General features: G+C 61.3%; 13 protein-coding genes. 6 read left to right on the top strand and 7 right to left on the bottom strand.

The genetic code is table 11. The annotated features are described in order from the left end of the window. Positions 1-153: 153 nt before the first annotated feature. The 7 genes from fhuB to ACJJVH_RS23930 all read right to left on the bottom strand — a co-directional run bounded on the left by fhuB (position 154) and on the right by ACJJVH_RS23930 (position 10,779). On the bottom strand, positions 154-2,142 hold the full coding sequence (fhuB, locus tag ACJJVH_RS23960) for a Fe(3+)-hydroxamate ABC transporter permease FhuB (protein WP_412065341.1): 1,989 nt from the start codon (positions 2,140-2,142) through the stop codon (positions 154-156). Beyond that, positions 2,139-3,044 (bottom strand): iron-siderophore ABC transporter substrate-binding protein, encoded by a 906-nt coding sequence (locus ACJJVH_RS23955; RefSeq protein WP_412065340.1) that lies wholly within the window; start codon positions 3,042-3,044, stop codon positions 2,139-2,141. Before ACJJVH_RS23955 ends, fhuB begins: the two co-directional genes overlap by 4 nt. After that, positions 3,034-3,846 (bottom strand): ATP-binding cassette domain-containing protein, encoded by an 813-nt coding sequence (locus ACJJVH_RS23950; protein WP_112802040.1) that lies wholly within the window; start codon positions 3,844-3,846, stop codon positions 3,034-3,036. The genes ACJJVH_RS23955 and ACJJVH_RS23950 overlap by 11 nt, the downstream gene beginning before the upstream one ends. Before the next feature lie 106 nt (positions 3,847-3,952). Beyond that, entirely contained in the window at positions 3,953-4,441 is a 489-nt protein-coding gene (locus tag ACJJVH_RS23945) for a sigma-70 family RNA polymerase sigma factor (protein WP_412065339.1), read from the bottom strand. 253 nt (positions 4,442-4,694) lie between these two features. Then, positions 4,695-5,426, bottom strand: coding sequence for a 4'-phosphopantetheinyl transferase family protein (locus tag ACJJVH_RS23940; RefSeq protein ID WP_412065338.1), 732 nt, complete (start codon positions 5,424-5,426; stop codon positions 4,695-4,697). A gap of 1 nt (position 5,427) precedes the next feature. Next, a complete protein-coding gene (locus ACJJVH_RS23935) occupies positions 5,428-6,747 on the bottom strand; it encodes a lysine N(6)-hydroxylase/L-ornithine N(5)-oxygenase family protein (protein ID WP_412065337.1) in 1,320 nt (439 codons plus the stop codon). Positions 6,748-6,780: 33 nt separating this feature from the next. Further along, positions 6,781-10,779, bottom strand: coding sequence for an amino acid adenylation domain-containing protein (locus tag ACJJVH_RS23930; protein ID WP_412065336.1), 3,999 nt, complete (start codon positions 10,777-10,779; stop codon positions 6,781-6,783). A gap of 325 nt (positions 10,780-11,104) precedes the next feature. Here ACJJVH_RS23930 and ACJJVH_RS23925 point away from each other — a divergent pair, with 325 nt between their 5' ends. The 6 genes from ACJJVH_RS23925 (at position 11,105) to ACJJVH_RS23900 (ending at position 18,749) form a co-directional block, all read left to right on the top strand. Next, positions 11,105-12,259 (top strand): GNAT family N-acetyltransferase, encoded by a 1,155-nt coding sequence (locus ACJJVH_RS23925; RefSeq protein ID WP_412065335.1) that lies wholly within the window; start codon positions 11,105-11,107, stop codon positions 12,257-12,259. Beyond that, positions 12,259-13,629, top strand: coding sequence for an MATE family efflux transporter (locus ACJJVH_RS23920; RefSeq protein ID WP_113360274.1), 1,371 nt, complete (start codon positions 12,259-12,261; stop codon positions 13,627-13,629). Before ACJJVH_RS23925 ends, ACJJVH_RS23920 begins: the two co-directional genes overlap by 1 nt. 14 nt (positions 13,630-13,643) lie before the next feature. Then, on the top strand, positions 13,644-14,825 hold the full coding sequence (locus tag ACJJVH_RS23915; RefSeq protein ID WP_412065334.1) for a PLP-dependent transferase: 1,182 nt from the start codon (positions 13,644-13,646) through the stop codon (positions 14,823-14,825). A gap of 107 nt (positions 14,826-14,932) precedes the next feature. Then, on the top strand, positions 14,933-16,177 hold the full coding sequence (gene lysA / locus ACJJVH_RS23910; RefSeq protein ID WP_412065333.1) for a diaminopimelate decarboxylase: 1,245 nt from the start codon (positions 14,933-14,935) through the stop codon (positions 16,175-16,177). 65 nt (positions 16,178-16,242) lie between these two features. Further along, positions 16,243-17,751, top strand: a complete 1,509-nt coding sequence (locus tag ACJJVH_RS23905) for a cytochrome P450 (RefSeq protein ID WP_412065332.1) — start codon at positions 16,243-16,245, stop codon at positions 17,749-17,751. 95 nt (positions 17,752-17,846) lie between these two features. After that, complete coding sequence (locus ACJJVH_RS23900) at positions 17,847-18,749, top strand: lysophospholipid acyltransferase family protein (protein WP_412066213.1); 903 nt, start codon at positions 17,847-17,849, stop codon at positions 18,747-18,749. The last annotated feature ends 168 nt before the right edge of the window (positions 18,750-18,917 follow it).

The following is an 18,917-nucleotide window of genomic DNA, read 5'->3' as shown; positions in this document are numbered from 1 at the left end:
GAAAGCACGGCGCCGGCTCCGGAGGATCTTTGCTTGTTCGTCCTGGGCTTTGGATACGGGCAAAGCGCCCGCCCGCAAAGGGGGATGCTTCCATCCACCTGGCTTGTAAACTGGGAAAAGCGCCTTTGCGCCTGACTTCTGGCTCCTGCGGACTTAAACGGTCCTGCGACGTTTCATCAGCAGCACCAGCAGCAGCGGCGCGCCCACCAGCGCCGAAACGAGACCGGCCGGCATCTGATAGGGGAAGGCGGCCATTCTGCCGAACCAGTCGGCTAGCACCATGAGGCTGCCGCCGGCGAGTGCTGCGCCGGCAAGCTGAGGGGCGGCACGCCGCAGACCAAGTTCGCGGGCCAGATGCGGCCCCATGAGGCCGATGAAGCTCAAGGGGCCGACGACCAGGGTGGCGGCGGCCGTCATTGCCGCAGCAAGCGCAAAAAGGCAGGCGCGCGCGCGATTGACGCGGATGCCGATCGCCTGCGCTGCCTGCGGGCCGAGCGGCAGAAGGTCCAGCCACCGATAGGCGAGAAAGGAAAGCGCAAGGCCCGCAGCGGCGGTAAACATTGTAGAAATTGCTCGTGGCGTATCAATAAGATAGGTAGATCCGCTCATCCATTGCAGGACGATCATCGCACGCGGATCGCCACCGGCTGCAAGCATGCTGATGAAGGCATCCAGCATGGCTCCGAGTGCGATCCCGGTCAGAAGTACCCGCTCCGGCGCAAAACCGGATCGGATGCCGAAAAGAAAGATGGCAATGAGAACGGCGAAAGCGCCCATGCCGCCGAAGCCAAGCTGCGCGGCCATGCCGGGTGCAGGCAGGAGAAAGAGCGCGGCGGTGACGCCGAGCGTCGCGCCCGCGGAAATGCCCAGCACCTCCGGACTTGCCATTTCATTGCCGCTGAGCCGTTGCAGGATCGCGCCGACGACCCCCAACATCGCGCCGGCGGCGAAGGCGCCGACGATACGCGGCAGGCGATAGGGCAGTACCTCGACCCAATGACCATAGGTCAGAAGCGTCCATGCGCCATCCGGGGCTCGACCGAAGAAGATTGCGCCGGCCAGCAGAAGCAGGAACAGCGGGACCGCGGCAAACAGCAGTTTTCGTGCGCGCCCGGCGTGGTTTGCATTCTGTGCGGGGTTCGGCGCATTACGTTGCACCGTCTTCAGGCGTGGCAGCATCAAGAGCAGCAGCGGAGCGCCGAGCAATGCGGTGATGGCTCCCGTCGGAAGGAAAGTCGAGGATGCTCCGGACAGGAGTATCGAGGCTTCATCCGTCAGAAGCAGCAATCCCGCTCCGATAAGCGGCGCCCAGATGAGTTGACTTTTCATGTGACGGGCGCCGGCAAGCTGAGCGATGCGCGGCGCGATCAGGCCGATGAAACCGATGACGCCGACCGCGCTGGTAACGACGGCGGCAAGCGCAATCGCTATGCAGACAGAGACGATGCGCGTGCGCTTCACCGAAAGGCCAAGTCCGCTCGCGCCGCTATCGCCGAGTTCCATGAGCGATAGCGGCCGCACCATCAAGGAGGCGGCGATGGAAAGAGCGGCGATTTTCGGGAGAAGGGACAGCGGAATGGTCCAGCTTTGCTGTACCAGCGATCCGGCGCCCCAGATGAAGAGGCCGGAGAGGTAGCGATCGTTCATCAGCACGAGAATGGCCGAGAGCGCGCCGCTCCAGACGCCGACGATCAACCCGGCCAGCACCAGCGCCAGCGGCGAGAAGCCGCGCCTTGAGCCGATGAGGAAAACCACGGCTGCGGCTGCTGCGCTGCCGAACAGGGCGACTGCGTCGCGGCTGAGGCCTTGAAGGGCGGGAAAGGCGAGCATGACGGTGACGAGCGCCAGGTTGGCGCCGGCGGAAATGCCGAGCGTGGAAGGCGAAGCCAGTGGGTTGCGCAGGACTTGTTGCAGCAGGCTGCCCGACAGCGAGAGCGCGGCGCCGGCCAGCAACGCGGTGGCGATCCTCGGCAGCGTCGAGTAAAGCAGCAGCAGGCGTTGCGGGTCGTAGCCGGCATCCTGCTCCAGCAGCCGCGAAAAGTCCGGCGCCAGCTGGCGCCAGACGAGGAGGCCGGCAAGCAGCAACAGCGTCAGCGCCACGGCGGGAGCGCCGAGCCTGTTATCGGCTTCGAGACGGGTCATGCGACTTTTTCCAGATGGTCGAGCAAGATGCGCGCAAAGCGCTCCGCTTCCTGCACCATGCCGAACATTAGCGTGCCCGGCAGTACGGATACGCGTCCGGCCCGCACGAACGGGAGACTGGTCCACAGCGGGCTGTCCTGCAGGTTGTCGAGGACATTGGGCGGAAGAAGGGGTTCGAAGGCGATCAGGCGAAGGTTTTGGTCGAGCGTCGCCAATTGTTCGATGCCGATCGTTTCAAAGCCCCAGTAGTCGCCCGGCCCGGTCCACGCATTCCTGAGGCCGATTCTGGTCATGACATTCTGATAGAGGCCGGCGCCGCAATAGATGCGCGCATGACGCTGGTCGACGAAATTGACGAGCGCCAGCGGCGGCGGATCGAGTTTCTTCACGCGGCTTGCGCATTCGTCGAAGAATGTTTCCGAGCGGGCGAGGAACTCTTCTGCCTGCGGCCGCCGGCCGATGACATCGGCCAGCAGGCGGGTAGCCGCAATGGAACGCTGCAACGCTTGGCCGCCCTCGGCATAGATGGTCAATTCCAGGACCGGAGAAATCGCTTCCAATCGAGGCTTCAATGACGCGAGATAGGGCGTCGTCAGGATCAGTGCCGGCTTGACGCTCGCCAGAACCTCGAGATTGATCTCGCCGGTGGTGCCTAGATCGATGACGCCGGGCGGCATTTTCGGTTCCACGACCCATGTGTTCCAATCGGCAAGCGAGGCGATAGCCGCCGGCGTGACACCGAGCGCAAGCAGCGTCGATGCCAGCCCGTAATCGAGGGAAACAATCGGCCCGGCTATCGTTTCGGCCGCCGCTCGCGCTTGCGGCACGGCAAGGAGCGTCGCAGCGGCTAACAGGGCGCGGCGCGATAGCATCGGCTTCTCGAAGCTGCGGTCAGATGACATAGGCCAGCGGCGTTCCATGCACGGGATGGGCGGTGACGCCCATATTGGCACCGTAGATCGTATGCAGTGTCTCGGCTTTCATGAGGCTTGACGAAGGGCCTGCGGCAATCAGGCGTCCTTGCTTCAGAGCGTGCAGATGGTCGCAGAAATGTGCGGCGGCATTGATATCGTGCAGGACGAGGATGACGCTCAGGTTCTTTGTCCGGCAGAGGTCCCGCACGAGCCCGAGTATTTCCATCTGATGAGCGATATCGAGCGCCGATGTCGGTTCGTCGAGCAGCAGGCAACGGCTGTCCTGGGCTACCAGCATGGCAATCCAGACGCGCTGGCGCTCGCCGCCGGAAAGCGTGTCCACCATCCGGCCCTTCAGGCTGTCGACGTGGGTCAGATGCATGGCGGTCTCGACCTTTTCCCGGTCGAGATCGGTGAAGCGTCCGAGCGCGCCGTGCCAGGGGTAGCGGCCGCACGCGACAAGCTCTTCCACCGTCATGCCCGCAGCCGAGGTCGTGTCCTGCGGCAGATAGGCGACGGCGCGCGCGAAGGCGCGCATATCATAGGAGCCAGCAGCGACACCGTCGAACAGGATGCGCCCGCCCGTCGGCTGAATCTGCCGCGCCAGCAACTTGATCAGGGTGGATTTTCCAGAGCCGTTATGGCCGATCAGCCCGGAGATTTCGCCCGCATTGAAGCTGACGTCGAGCGGATGAAGAATGGTTTTGCCCTCGACTTCGAAACGCAGGCCTTCCGTTGCGAAAACTGTCGCATGGTACTGGTCGTTTCGGGTGGTCGCTTCGTCTTTCATAATCTTTCCTGCTGAAGCCTTGTGGCTTGATGAGATGCGGATTGCCGGGAAACCGGCCCGGTTAACCGATCGAGGTGGATGGCGTGCCGATGCGGAGACATGGCCGTCAGCCTCGCATCTCCCGGATCCGGTTGGGCCGGTTCCGTCTGTGATCGCCGCCTGCCGCACGACTATGCCCCGTTTCGAGGGAGATGGCCGCCAGGCAGCGCGAATGCGCCTCGCGCAGGAGACCGCAGACCAGCGCACAGGATACGCCCGCCTCTTTGGCGATGATATTCTGGGGGACATCGTCGAAATAGTGCTCCTCATAGAACTTGCGGGTTCTTGCGGGCATGGATTCGACCGTGCAGCGGAACGCCTTGTAGGCTTCGGCCTCATGGAGATGTTCCTCGGGGCTTCCATAGGCCGACGTGTTGCCGCCCACCTCTTCTTCGACAAACAGGCCGCGTTCATATTGAAGGCGCCGCATGTGGTCTGTCGCCAGATTGCGCACCATGCGCATCACATAGGGGGCGGGCGCGGCTATATCTTCCCTGAGCGGCTTGGAAACCAGTTGGAGGAGAACTTCCTGAACGACATCTTCCGCCAAACTCATGCAGCCCGTGATCCTGCGCGCAACGGAAAGAAGCTTCGGATAGGCGTGCAATGCTGTTTGGAGCTGCTCATTGGACGTCGACTGCAAGTGGTTGGCAATCATCTTGGGCTCTCGCTGAAATCCAAAGTTGCATTCCGGTGTGCCCCTCTTTTTGAAGGGACCCTATAAAACATGATAATAATAGTCAAGATACGGAAGGCGAAAAGTGAAGGGCTTCTAAAATTCGAATTATCCCTATGATTCCGCAGTGATATCAAAGGAATCTCGTTAGGAAGTCCCGTTCCGCATGATGTCGCCACAGCAGCTCCGTGGTGGCATTGGATGTCGCAACGGCCCAGTGAAAATGTTGGGATTCCTCCCCATCGAAACGACCCGAACGGATCGCGATCGGCTCTCCTAGGGGCGGAGCTTCAACGCTGGAAGTTGTACCATCCGGATCGAGCGTCACAGTCTGCGGGTTGGCGAGAAAGCCCTCGCCGAGCAACTTGAGCGCGGCCTCTTTTCGAACCCAATAGGATAGAAGGACCGTCCGTCTTGCTTCTGCCGCCAGCCTTTGGACGCGATCGAGCTCCTGATCGGAAAGGATCAGCGGCATGATTTCGAATGCAATCTCTTCCGGGAAGGCATCGAGCCTTTCGATATCGATGCCGACACGACCACCATGGCAGACGGCAAGAGCCAGCCGGTCTCCCGAATGCGAGAGATTGAAGTCGATCTCGGGATAATCACACAGGTAGGGTCTGCCGGACGGTGTGATGGCGAGGGAAAGAGCCTGCGGCGCGCAGCCGACCATATTGCCGATGATGCTGCGGCACAGGACTCGCCCGGCGACGAAGAGACGGCGTGCCGCCGATGATCGGAATGCCGCGGCACGCTTTTTCTCCATCACGCTCAGCATGGAGTCCGGAATGTGAAGTCCATCGCGCAGATGCAGGCTGTGGAGCTCGATCGGCGCGCGTCCTTCTCCCTCTCGGAAGGCTGCCACTTTATTCGGCGGCCTGTCCCATATGGGTGGCAAGTCCCGGCGCGCGTCCGGGTGTCTCCCATTGAACGATCGGATCGAGCTGACCGAGATCGAAATGCTCGCGGCCAAGCAAGGCGTTGGCGATGACGGCGCTGCGCCACGCGGCCAGGCTGAGCTGTGGTTCGGCGATGCCGTGGCTGTGACGTCCGGCATTGAGCACAAAAATGCGATTGTCGCGCGGGCCATCCCATGCCAGCGAGAAGTCGCTTGCCAATACCGGCTCGCCGATGGCGCTCAGCTCGATGCGGTTTTCGAGCGAGTGCAGGAATTCGGGCAGCACGAAGCGGTAGCCGGTCGCAAGCACGATCATGTCGACGGCGAGCGTTTCGATGCTGTTGTCGAAGCCGTTGCGCATGCTCAGGGAAATTTCGGGGCCGTCCTGGTCGGCCGCGATGACGTCGCGAAACGGGCGCAGCGAGATGCCGCGATCCGGGTGGGCGGCGGCCTCCAGCTTCCGCTCGTAGAGCCGGCGATAGAGCTTTTTCAGGGTCGACGCGGAGACGCCGTCGCTCGCAAGCACCTGCCGGCGTGTATGCAGAAGCCGCAATTCCTCCGGAAGCCCATGGAAGCGCTCCATATAGGCAGGCGTGAACAGCTCGTTGGTGAAGGGGGTCGCGTCCAGCGGTTCGAAATTCGGCCGGCGGCTGATCCAGTGAATGACCGAAACCTGATCCAGATCGAGAAGCGCATCGACGATTTCCGCACCGCTCTGGCCGCCGCCGATAACGGCAACGCGCGGCGCTTTCACATCGCCAAGTCGTGCTGCTGCTTCGCTGCTGTGGAAAGTCCGCGAATTTGGCAGCTGTTCCGCCCAGGCGGGCCGGGCCGGGATCTTGCCGACGCCGACGGAGAGATTGCGGGCGCCGATGGCGCCGTCGTGCGTGGCGATGGAGAAAAATCCGTCATCGGCATGGACTTCCCGCACGCCCGCGCCGAAGCGAAGCGATGTCAACCCACGCGCGACCCATCCGAGATAATCGGCGAATTCCTTACGCGGGACCGCCTCGTACTCCGCATTGAGAAACTGATAAAACCGTTTATGCGCAACAAGATAGGCGAGAAAGCTCCAGGGACTCGTCGGGTTTGTCGCTGTCACCAGATCCTTGAGGATGGAGGTCTGCATTTCCGCGCCCGGCAGCATCATTCCCGGATGCCAGGCAAAGGATGGGCGCCGCTCGAAGAAGCGCACCGAGAGCTGCGGTATGGAATCGAGCTGGGCAGCAAGGCTGAGGTTGAACGGACCAATTCCGGCCCCGGCGAGGTCGAGCACGTACGATGTCATGATGCAGCTCCAGAGTGATGTCGAAAGTGGGGGTTACTTGACGATGTCTGCGGACAGTGTGCCCGGTGCGAAAGCGTGATCGAGCCGCCGCGCGAAACGTTGATGGAACGGCGTCTTGCCGATGATCGTCAGATGGTTGGTGCCGGTGACGATCTCCGAGGCCGTTGCATTCGGCGAGTAGCGGCGCCAGTCGATCACGTTGAGGGCGCGCGTGAGGGAGTCTTCGGCGGCAAAGGCGTGGATGCGAAAATCCGAAGGCGCGAGGCGGTAGTTTCGGAAGATCATCGCGTTGTCGATGAGGATCCAGAACGTATGTTCTTCCGAACCGATGTCCGGACCGTCTGTGGGCAGTTTGACCTTATGCTTGACGATATGGTGGAGAAACTGCTCGTAGACTTCCTCGTTCATCGCCGCAAAGAGCCTCTTCCAGTCCTCGCGCATCGGCGTGGCGGCGAGCCAGCTCTGGACCGCGGCATGGGTGCGATCCCGGATGCCGTCTTCGAAGCGCGGCATGATGCCGAGCGTGAATTCCTCGTCCATGTCGCAGACGTCGACCATGCCGATCATGCGCAGATCGATATCGCTGCCGATCTGCCTTGCGGCCTCATAGGCAAGCAGCCCGCCCCACGACCAGCCGAGAAAGGCGCACGGCCGCCCCTTGGCTTTCTTGCGCACGGCCTCCGCATAACGCGCCGTGATGTCTTCGACGCGGGTGCTGAGCGTTTTGGTTTCGGTCAACGAATAGCAGATGAAGCCGGTCGCCGGTTGTTCCGGGCCGAGATAGTCGACGAGACGCATGTATTCGCGCGTGCTGACGAGGAGGCCGGGGAAGCAATAAAGCACCGGTCGCTCTCCGTTCCTGCGGAGATAGACGACATCGACACCCGTCTCGTCCCGGCTGCCTTCGATGGCAAGCGCCAGATCGCGGATGGTCGGATGGTTGAACATGTCGGCGATCGAAAGCGGCCATTCGGGATGGCGTCTCTTCAGGCGCGAAACGATGCGCACGGCTGCCAGCGATTGCCCGCCGATATCGAAGAAATTCTCCGTGACGCCGATGTCGCCGATGTCGAGAATTTCCTTCCAGGCTTCGAGGATCGCTTTTTCCTTGTCATTGGCGGGAGCGATCATTTCCCGTTCCATGCGTGGTGGCGGCAGGGCCGCGCGGTCCAGCTTGCTGTTCGGCCCCATCGGCAGCCTGTCGATGATCATGATGGTCTGCGGCACCATATAATCCGGCAGTGCGGCCACGGCCGCGCGGCGCAGTTCCGTGACGCCGAGCGTCTCGCCCTCACGCGCAACCACATAGGCGACGAGCGAGCTGCGGCCACCCTCGTTGTGTAGCAGTACGACCGCCTCCGCGACGCGCTGGTCGGAGCGCAGCACGGCTTCGATCTCGCCGGGCTCTATTCGAAAGCCGCGCAATTTGATCTGATGATCGACACGGCCGGCGAATTCGACGATGCCGTCTTCCCGCCAGCGCCCGAGATCGCCCGATTTATAGAGACGTCCGCCGGGCGTGAACGGATCCGCGATGAAGCGGTCTGCCGTGAGCTCCGGCTGGCCGAGGTAGCCGCGCGCCAGGCCGCCGCCGCCGATGTAGATTTCGCCGATCACGCCGACGGGAACGGGCGCAAGATCGGCATCGAGTACGTAGATGCGCCGGTCGCCGACGCCGCGGCCGATGGGTGCGACCGTCCCCTCGAAACGGGTTCCTGCCGGTATCTTCCATATCATCGGCGTCATGATGGTTTCTGTAGGCCCATAGCCGTTGATCAGCAGCTGCGCCTTGAGGTTTTCGGTGATCATGTCGAACACCGCCTGCGACAACGCCTCGCCGCCGAAGGAATAGAGCCGCAGCCGCGGGATATCGTCATTTTCACCGGCATATTCGGCAAGGCCGCGCACGTAGCTGGTAGGCAGGCTGGCATTGTTGACGCCGTGTCGCTTCATCATCGCGAAGGCGTCTTCCGGCGTCGCGAGCTTGTCCTGTGTCAGGACCACACCGCCGCCTGCCATCAAGGGTACCATCCAGCGTTCATGACCGCCGTCGGAGGTGAAGGGAAGAACAGGATATTCGCAGGACTCTTCGCTCATCTCGTAGATGCGCAGGGTTGCCTTGCAATGATGCGCCAAAGGCCCGTGCTCGACCGCGACTCCCTTGGGAACGCCCGTCGACCCGGAGGTGTAGATCACATAGGCGAGTTGCTGCGGGGCGACCACGGTCGCGGGCGCTTCGCTGCTTTCCGACGACAGGTCGGTTGCATCGAGATCGAGGAAAGGCGCCTCAATGTCACTTGGCAGGCGAGCGATATGTCGGGTGCGCGAAACGACGAGCGCAAGGCCGGGGGCCGTGAGGATATGGCGGTTGCGGGCTTCCGGATGGTCCGGCTCGACAGGCGTGAAGGCGCCCCCCGACTTCAGCACGGCAAGAATGGCGACGATCGCGTCGATCGATTTCTCTATCGCGATGGCGACGCGCTTTTCCGGCCCGATCCCGAGCGAGATCAGACGGTGCGCCAGCCGGTTGGCGGCGGTCTCCAGTTCTCCATGCGTTATCGATTTCTCCCCTTGCGCGACGGCAAAGGCATTTGGCCGTCGCCTCGCCTGCGCGCAGATGACCTCGTGGATCGGTGTGCCATCGTCCGGCTCGGGCGCATCGGGATAGGGGGCGGAGAGCCTGTCCAGCTCCTCGGCCGAAACGAACGAAATGTGCTTGATCTGCTTGCCGGGATCGCTGCCGAGGCTTGAGAGCGCGATGGCGAGATCGTCGGCAAAGCGAGTGATCTGCTTTCGTTCATGCTTCTGCGGATCGAAACCGATGCCGATGCGGAGCCTGTCGCCGGACATGGGGGAAACGGTTACGACCAGCTCAGCGTCGCGGCGCGCCGGAGGTTCGACGGCACTGCGGACCATGAACGCGCTCGATGCGGTTTGCGCGAAGCTGACGGGCGGCCGCACATCGAGAAGCGTCTTGACGAGGCCGGTCGTGTCGAAAAGCTCGTCCCGCCGCAGGAGGGCGTCGGCAAGCGCCTCGAAGGGCACGGACTGTCCGGCGGCGCTCTCGGCCTCTGCCGCGAATGTTTCGCGGGCATCGCGCAGCGTCATGGCGCCGTCGAGTTCCGCCGTCACGATCAGTATATCTTCGCCGCGGGCTGCGATCGTCTGTCTTTCCGGTCGTGTAACCAGTCCGATCCTCTGCGTTCCGTATCCGGAATGGCGGCGCAGAGCGATGCCGAGGGCGGCAAGGATGTCGCGGGACAGTTCCGCCATCGATTGCGACTGAAGGGGCCGGGATGAGTTGGAGACCTCAAGCATATGCTCGAACCACGCCTCGTCGACGATATCCTTCTCAGCCGATGTTTGCGGTGCAAGCGAGGCGATATTTTCCTGCGCCGTCAGGCGCTGGAACCAGAAATCGACCAGTTCGGGTGCGGGCCGGCGCAGTGCATCGCCGCCGGCCATCCACGATGCGGCGTCGGGAAGTGTCGTCTGCGCAATGTCCACCGGTCCATTGCCTTCGATATTGCGCAAAAAATCGGTTGCGAGCAGGTTGAGCGTCGCGGCATCGGCGAGGATGGCATGAAGGGAAAATACAACTCCCAATGCTTGCCCGTTCCGCGTCAGAAGAATGAATCGGGCCGGATTGCCATCGGTAAGATCCATGGTCCGGGCGCGTTCGCGCGCGGCGGCCCCAAACAGCGCCTCGTCCACATCCTCGCCAGCCTTCAGATCCGTCTCGATCATGCCGACCGTGCCGTTGTTTTTCAGGATCTGCCGGACGGCCCCACCGGCGCGCGCCTCGAATTCCGATGTTATGAGGGGATGTTGCCGGGAAAGCGTTGAAAGCGCTACGTGCGCAGCGGCCAGAGAGACCGGCGAAAAGGCAACGGCGAGTATTTGTCGCCCATAAACGACTTCGTTCCCCGTCTCGGACAGAAGCCAGATGCGCGACTGTGCCGGCGACAGCAAGCATTTGGCGACGTAGTCCGAGTCATTTACTGCCTTGGCGTTCCGATCGTGGATGGTCATTTCTTCGCCAATCTCCCCAAATGCATTTCAATGAATGTCAAATCAATCAAAATACAACAGTGTATACTTCTATATATCTATAACAGATATATAGTTAAATCGATTGAATGACGTGATATTCCTGTATTTGTATGGTCGGATGTTCCGAGAAATACATTGATGTAGCAGCATGACGAATCAAGATGATCCAAATTCAGCAAAATTTCGAAAAATATTTTCGGAAAATATTTTGAATTCCGCGCGCAGCCATTCGTCACTGTGAAATTGGCGCCGTGCGTGATCGGTCGATCATGAGTGGCGCAGCTCTGAAAAATGGAGAAGACGCATGGATGCTTCGGTCGCGATGAGGAGTGATAAAACGACGGAGCGATCTTTTGATCCATGCCTGCCGGCATCGGGTTTTTCGAGCAGCGCACTTGCCAGCGGCCAGCCGCTCATCGTGTCACCGGGGCAGGCGTCGGGCGGCTTCCGCGTCGAATATCATGGGGTGCAGGTCGCCTCTGGTTATTTTGCGGGTCCCGCCGCCAATCGATTGGTCTTCGACACTTTGTCTGCGACCGTGTCGTCGGTTTCGGGCGACGATATCGTCAATGCCGTCTTGGAGGCGGTTCTGGCGTGCAATCCGCAGCCGGCCTGCTTCGAAGTCGAGGTGGCGGACCGTGATCTTGCCGCCCGCCTGCAGGAGGCGGGCGCGATCGAGAGGCGCGCAGAGCGCCTGATCGTGCGACCGGAATCCTTTTTTCAGCTGGCAAAACCCTGGCTTGGAAGCACTCCGAAAGCTTATCCGGAGGTGCCCATCCTGACGAATGGCGCCCTTCATCCCCAAAGGCCGCCGAAGCCCGCCGGCCGCGTCTATAGTCGCTTCATTCCCTGGCTGAACACGCAGCTTGGCTTCCATGTCGCCGATATCGAGGCCGACCTTGCGCATTTCCATCGCTGGATGAACGATCCGCGGGTTGCCGCCATATGGGAGGACGGCGGCGATCTGTCCTACCATCGCGATTTTATCGCCGGTCGCCTTGCCGATCCGCGCACATTGCCGCTGATCGGAACCTTCGGCGGCGTTCCCTTCGGATATTTCGAGCTCTACTGGGCAAAAGAGGACCGGATTGGCCCCCATTACGATGCCGATGGCTATGATCGCGGCTGGCATGTGGCGATCGGCGAAGACGATTTCCGCGGCAAGGCCTTCGTCAGCGCCTGGCTGCCGTCGCTGATGCACTACATGTTTTTAGCCGATCCGCGCACCCGCCGCATTGTCGGCGAGCCGATCCATCATCACGCGCAACAGATCCGCAATCTCGACCGCTCCGGCTTCGCCAAGGTCAAGCACATTCAGTTTCCGCACAAGAAGGCGCTGCTGGTCATGCTTCTGCGCGAGCGTTTCTTCATGGATCGGTTGCTGTCGCCGGATCTGAGCGGCCTCTCCGGCGAGGATGGCCGGCCTGTCCCTGGATCGCTGCCACGAGGCGCCGCGTGATGAAGGCTGCCGTCGATATGAACGATCCGCGCATCAGGCGGCTCGTTCTGACGGTCGCGCTCCCGGCGGTCGCCGGGCTGGCCGCCAGCGCCGGCCATCATGCGATCAACGCAATCTTCCTCGGCGCTCTCGGGCCGGATGTCCTGGGCGGTATCAGTCTGGTCATGCCGCTGTTTTTGCTGGTGGCGGCCGCAGGCGAGGGGCTTGGCATCGGGATTGCCACGCGGCTGGCGCGTCATCTCGGCGAGGGCGATCTGAAGGCCGCCTCCTCGGTAGCCGCAACGGCGCTGGCGGCGACGATCCCGCTCGGCATTGTCCTGTCCGTATTGATCTTTTTTAGCCTTCCCGATTTTGTCGGCGCTCTCGGCGCAAGCGAAAATCTCCTGGGGCCCGGGCTCGATTACGGACGGTTGCTTGCTTTCGGCCTGACATTCGGGCTGTTGCAGGCGATCTGCGATTTCATCGCCATAGCCGAGGGAAACTCGCGCTTCTCGATGATGGTGCTGATCGTAAGCTTTGCCTTGAATGCAGTCCTCGATCCCGTCTTCATCTTTTTCTTCAAGCTCGGTGCGTCCGGCGCGGCGCTTGCCACCATTGTTTCCTCGCTCGCAGCGCTTGCATGCTATGCCGATTATTTCCTCCGTGGTCGCGGCACGGTGAGAGTGACCGGCGGGCCGATATGCTGGCGACTGCTTCTGCCGATCGCCAAAATCGGCATTCCCGCCGCCGCGACGAGCATCATGACCGGTATCGGCTTTCTCGTCCTGATACGGGCGGCCGCGATCCACGGTGGCGATACTGGCGTGGCCGCTACGGCGATCGCCATCCGTTTGATGACTCTGGGGCAGCTTCCGCTGTTCGGCTTCTGCTTGGGAGCCCAGAGCGTCGTCAGCCATGCCTTCGGCGCCGGCGACGCCGAGCGGTTGAAGGCGGCAATCCGGTTCATGCTGGCCGTAACGGTGCCGGTCGCCTTGCTCTATTCTGCCCTGCTGTTCTTCGCCGCCGAACCGATCGTACGCCTGTTCACGAACAATGCCGGGGTGGCCGATGAGGCAACCGCCTGGCTACGGGCGCTTTTTCCGGTATTTCCGCTCGCAGCCTTTCAATCCGTGCTGCTCGTGATGCTGCAATCGCGGGGCCGGGCGGGTTTGTCTGCGCTCGTGGGATTGGCGCCGCAGGGCTATCTGCTGATCCCGCTTCTGTTCACGTTGCCGCTCTGGATGGGTTTTGCCGGCGTTTCCGCCGCAACCGCGGCCGCAGCCGTCCTTGCCGCCATTCTCGGTGTTTTCGTCGCGCGGCGGGAATGGCTTGCGATTCTGCCGGCCGATGTAACAGGCCCATTGGCTGGCCAATCGACACTTCACCCCTGACCACGAGGAACGTCATGAACGAGACGCCGAGATTCGATGCTTACAGAAATGCCATTCCCGACGCGCTGATGCCGGCTCGCGACGATCCGTTCGATGCAGCCGTGCCGCCGATCTACCAGACATCCCTATTCCTGTTCGACAACTACAAGGAGCTCGAGGATGTCTTTGCCGGTCGTTCGAAGAAGCCGATCTATTCGCGCGGTGACAATCCGACCGTGCGGCTTCTGGAGCGCAGGATCGCCGAGATGGAAGGCGCGGAAGAGGCGCGCGCCTTCTCAAGCGGCATGGGCGCCATCGCGGCCGCGATCCTTGCTTTCGTTGGTCCGGGCGACCGCATCGTCACCGTGCGGCACGTCTATAGCGACGCTTTCCGTTTCTTCGAAAAGGTTCTGAAGCGGTTCGGCGTAGCCGTCGACTATATCGACGGCACGGATACGGAGGCCATGCTTGCCGCTTTGCCCGGCGCGAGGCTCGCCTATCTCGAAAATCCGACCTCCATGGTCTTCGAACTGCAGGATCTGACTGCCATCGCCGAGGCAGCACGCCGTCATGGCGTCGTGACGATGGTCGACAATTCCTGGGCAACGCCGCTCTTTCAAAAGCCGCTCGCCGCCGGGATCGACCTGGTCATCCATGCCGCCTCGAAATATCTCGGCGGGCAAAGCGATACCGTCGCGGGCCTGGTGACGGGCTCCAAGGCGCATATCGACCGCATCAACAGCGAAATCTTCCCCTATACCGGCGCCAAGCTTGCGCCGTTCGAGGCATGGCTGGTCCTGCGCAATCTCGAAACCTTGCCGTTTCGGATGCGCCACCATCATGAAGCCGGCCTTGAGGTCGCGTCATGGCTGAAAGCGCATGAGGATGTAACCAATGTCATGCATCCAGCACTCTGCGAACATCCCGGAAAGCGCACCTTCAGCGGTTTCGGCGGGCTGTTTTCCTTCGAGGTTTCGGATCGCATAGAGGTCGCCGATTTCGTCGACGCATTGCGCCTCATTCGCATCGGCGTCAGCTGGGGTGGGCCGGAAAGCCTCGTGGTGCCGGCCAAGGCGGCGCTCAGTATCTCGCCGGAGACCAACGTCTTCGCGCGCTTCGGTGTCAGCGACCGTACGATTCGGTTGAATGTCGGGCTGCACGCGGCAAAAGATATTGTTGCCGATCTCAAACAGGCGCTTGCGGCAGCGGCGCGGTAGGTCGCTTCAACATCGTCTATAAAGCAAGGCGGGCGGAGTGGCACTGTCGCTCCGCCCATACTATTATGCGTTGTTGACTTATTCCCGCCCAGGCTGATCGAGACAAGATGACCATTCCTACCAATGAAATGCTGAGCGCGCTTGCCGCCGAGTACGGAACGCCGCTCTGGATCTATGATGCTGCCGCGATCCGTCGCCGTATCGCTCAATTATCCGCCTTCGATGTCGTGCGCTTTGCGCAAAAGGCCTGCTCGAACATTCATATCCTGAAAGAGATGCGCAAGGCAGGTGTCCGGGTGGATGCAGTATCGCTCGGCGAGATCGAACGAGCGAAGCGGGCTGGCTTTGCTGCCGGTGGCACATCGGAGGCGGCCGAGCTGGTGTTCACCGCCGACGTTTTCGACCGGCCGATCCTCGAACGCGTCGTTGCCGACGGGATCGAAGTCAACATCGGTTCCATCGACATGCTGCATCAGCTGGGGCCGCGGTCGCCCGGCCATAGGGTGTGGCTGCGGATCAATCCCGGTTTCGGGCATGGCCATAGCAAGAAGACCAATACCGGTGGAGAAAACAGCAAGCATGGTATCTGGTTCGAGCAATTGCGGGAGGCCGTGGCGCTGACGCGTCAATATTCCCTGACGCTTGTCGGCCTGCACATGCACATCGGCTCCGGTGTGGACTACGGGCACCTGCAGCGTGTCTGCGGCGCAATGGTCGGCTTCTGCCGAGAGCTTGATGTGGATATCGAAGCCATCTCGGCCGGCGGCGGTCTTTCCGTGCCGTACAGAGAGGGCGAGGAGGAAATAGACCCCGCGCATTATTTCTCGCTCTGGGATGCGGCGCGGCACGAGGTCGAGGCGCATTTCGGCCATCCGATCCGGCTGGAGATCGAGCCAGGCCGTTTCCTGACCGCGGATTCCGGTCTGTTGCTTGCCGAGGTAAGAGCCGTCAAGACGATGGGGCGCAACCGCTTCGTGCTGGTCGATGCCGGGTTCAGCGATCTTGCCAGACCCGCCATGTATGGCAGCTACCACCATATCTCGGTCATACCGGGCGGGGCGCCTCGCAGCGCCGAGGGCGAAATCTTCCCGACTGTCGTCGCCGGTCCTCTCTGTGAGTCGGGCGATGTATTCACACAGGCCGATACCGGCACGGTGGAGAGACGCGACCTGCCGGAAACGCATGTCGGCGACTACCTTGTATTCCATGGCGCCGGAGCCTACGGGGCGACGATGTCCTCGAACTACAACAGCCGCCTCTATGCGCCCGAGGTGCTGATCGATGGCGAAGCCCACCGGTTGATCCGCCAGCGTCAGACACTGGATGAACTGCTGGAGCTGGAAGCCATCTAATTGATTTCAAGGCCAGGCGAGAGCTCCCGCTCCTCCGAAGCAAGGGGCTTTTCTGCGGTTGCGAAATGAATATAGTGAGCGCGGCCGGGCAGCCTGTGAAGCCCGGCGGCATCCACATCGTTACCGGCCGCAAGGCGCGAAAGTTCTGCACCTCCATGCTGGCCTGGCTTGATCAGAAAACCGAAGTCGTTGAACTTGCCGATCACCCGGCACGATATTTCGAGCCGGCTCATGCCGCCTATTATAGCGGCAAGCCGGGTCAGCCGCTGAAGCTCATGTTACAAGCGCGCAGCGACTTCCTGTCGATCTGGCGCCGTGCGGATTACCGCGAGCATGTGGCGGAGTTCAAGCTCCTCGGCCGCCAGCTTATCATCGTCAACTCGCCGGATGCCATCCGCTATGTGGTTGCCAAGCGCCACGAGAATTTCGAGCGCAAGACGCCGCAGATGCGCCGCGCCCTGGAATATCTGCTGGGTGACGGGCTGTTCATTTCGGACAAGGAGACCTGGAAGCAGCGCCGGCCGCTTGTCTCCGACATCGTGCACAAAAATCGCGTACCGGCCTTCGGTGCGATCATGCGGAACACGGCAAGCGAGCTTGCCGACCGCTGGCAAAGCCTCGGAGAGGGCACGGAGGTCAACGCCTTGTTCGAAATGGCGGGTCTGACAGCTGAAATCATTTCCCGCAGTATCTTCGGCAACGACCTCGGCGAGGAAAGCGCCAATGCCGTCACCGAAGGGTTTGCCAGCTACCAGTCGCTGGTCGATTCCATCAATCTCGGTTATTTTCTCGGCTTCGACGAGGGGCTGCCGATCATCAAGACACCGAGTCTCAGCCGGTCGGTCAAGCGCATCCATCGCATCATCGATCAGGTGATCGAAGATCATCTGGCCGGGAAGGGCGATAACAGTTCGATGGTCGAGCTGCTGATCCGTCGGCAGCAGCGCAATCCCGAGTTGAAAATCGACGTCGTCGCGTTGCGAAACGAGGCGGCCACGATTTTCATGGCCGGCCATGAGACCACCGCCGCGACCTTGACCTGGGCTTGGTATCTGCTCGCCGGTGCGCCTTGGGTGGAGGTGGCGGTTCATAAGGAAATCGAAGCCGTGTGCGGCGACCGTGTGCCGTCGATCGACGACGTTTCCGCGCTCGAATGGTGCCGGGCCGTCATCGAGGAGACCTTGCGTCTTTATCCGCCGGTGCCGATCCTGGCGCGGCAGGCGGCCGAGCCGGATGAAATCGGCAGCGTCAAAGTGCGCAAGGCAGCTTTGATCATGATCGTGCCCTGGATCCTGCATCGTACGGATACGCTGTTTCCCGAGCCGCATCGGTTCAAGCCGGAGCGTTTTCTGGGCGAAGCGCGGCCGACACCCTATAGCTACATTCCTTTTGCCGCCGGCCCGCGCGTATGTCCCGGCTTGCAGTTCGGACTTACCGAAGCGATCCTCTGTCTCGCGATCCTTGCCCAGCGCTTCCGCGTGCGGATCAAGGAGGGGCATAAGGTTCAGCCGCAATGCCGCCTGACGCTGCGCCCGCGCGGCGGCATGCCGGTGACGCTCCACAGGCGCGGATGATGACGAGCGGAGACGATACCGGCAGGAACGTCGCTGCGAGCAAGCGCAAGGCCTGGACCTATGAACCGCCGAAGGCTCCTCCATTCGCCGATTTTCTGGCGGGCGGCAACCGGCGCCAGGCGTTTCTGCGGTACTGGCTTTACGAGAATATCGACAACGCCGTCGATCTCTTCTTTTATTTTGCCTTCATGCTGCTGCCTGCAGGAGCCTGTTCCGCGATCGGCGGCTGGCTGGGGCGACTGATGGCGCCTCGCTTTCACAAAGCGGCTTACGCGCGCGCCGCGGTCAACCTCAAGATGATAAGGCCCGATCTCAACGATGCCGCGCTTGAGATACTGCTCAGGGCTTATGCCGATTCTCAGGGCCGGCAGATGGCGGAATATTCAGTCGTACCCAGACTGGCGCGCAATCATGTCCGAAAAATTGGTACGGAGGGACTGGTCGAGCGCTGTTCTGAAGGGCCTGTTATCTTCATTGCGCCGCATGTCAGCAATTGGGAAGTGCTCTGGCACTGCCTTCTGGACATGGGGCTCGCCGTCACCATGAACTATGATCCGCCGAAACGCCGCTCGCGTCACTACATTGTCAATCGTCTGCGCAAGGGCGCGGGCCTCGGCATTCTGAAGCCCGGCCGCAGCTTCGTAAGACCGGCTCTCCGAATCCTGGAGAGCGGTGGCAACTTGCTGATGTTCTGCGACGAGGGTTTTAATGGCCGCATCCGCGCGCCTTTTTTTGGTCGCTCCGCACATCTTGAAGGCAATTATGCAGTCATTGCCCGCATGGCGCGTAAGACGGAGGCATTGATCTATCCGCTTTACATTGTCCGGGAGAAGGAAGCGAAATTTGCCCTCAAGGTGTCGGAACCGTTGCGATTGCCTGATGGAGACGCGAGCGAGGAACGGATCGTAGCGGATGTGAAGCATTTGAATGCGATCATCGAACCAATGGTGCGCGAATATCCGGAGCAATGGTACTTTGTCGATAATCGCATGCAATAAAGGAAACGATGCTCGGGTCGCGGGAGAGATTGTTGCAGTTTTTGACCAAGGTATTGCCAAGAGGTACGGAGATGCCATCCAGCGGTTACGGCTGTGGATTGTATCCTTTCACTTTAATGGGTTGAAGCGCAATTAAACCTAAGATACTGCTTTATTGGAAAAATTGGG

It is taken from the genome of Rhizobium sp. SYY.PMSO (genome assembly GCF_046840415.1).
Classification (GTDB): Bacteria; Pseudomonadota; Alphaproteobacteria; order Rhizobiales; family Rhizobiaceae; genus Rhizobium.
The sequence above is the reverse complement of the archived record's forward strand: the minus strand, read 5'-3'. Positions and strand labels throughout refer to the sequence as shown.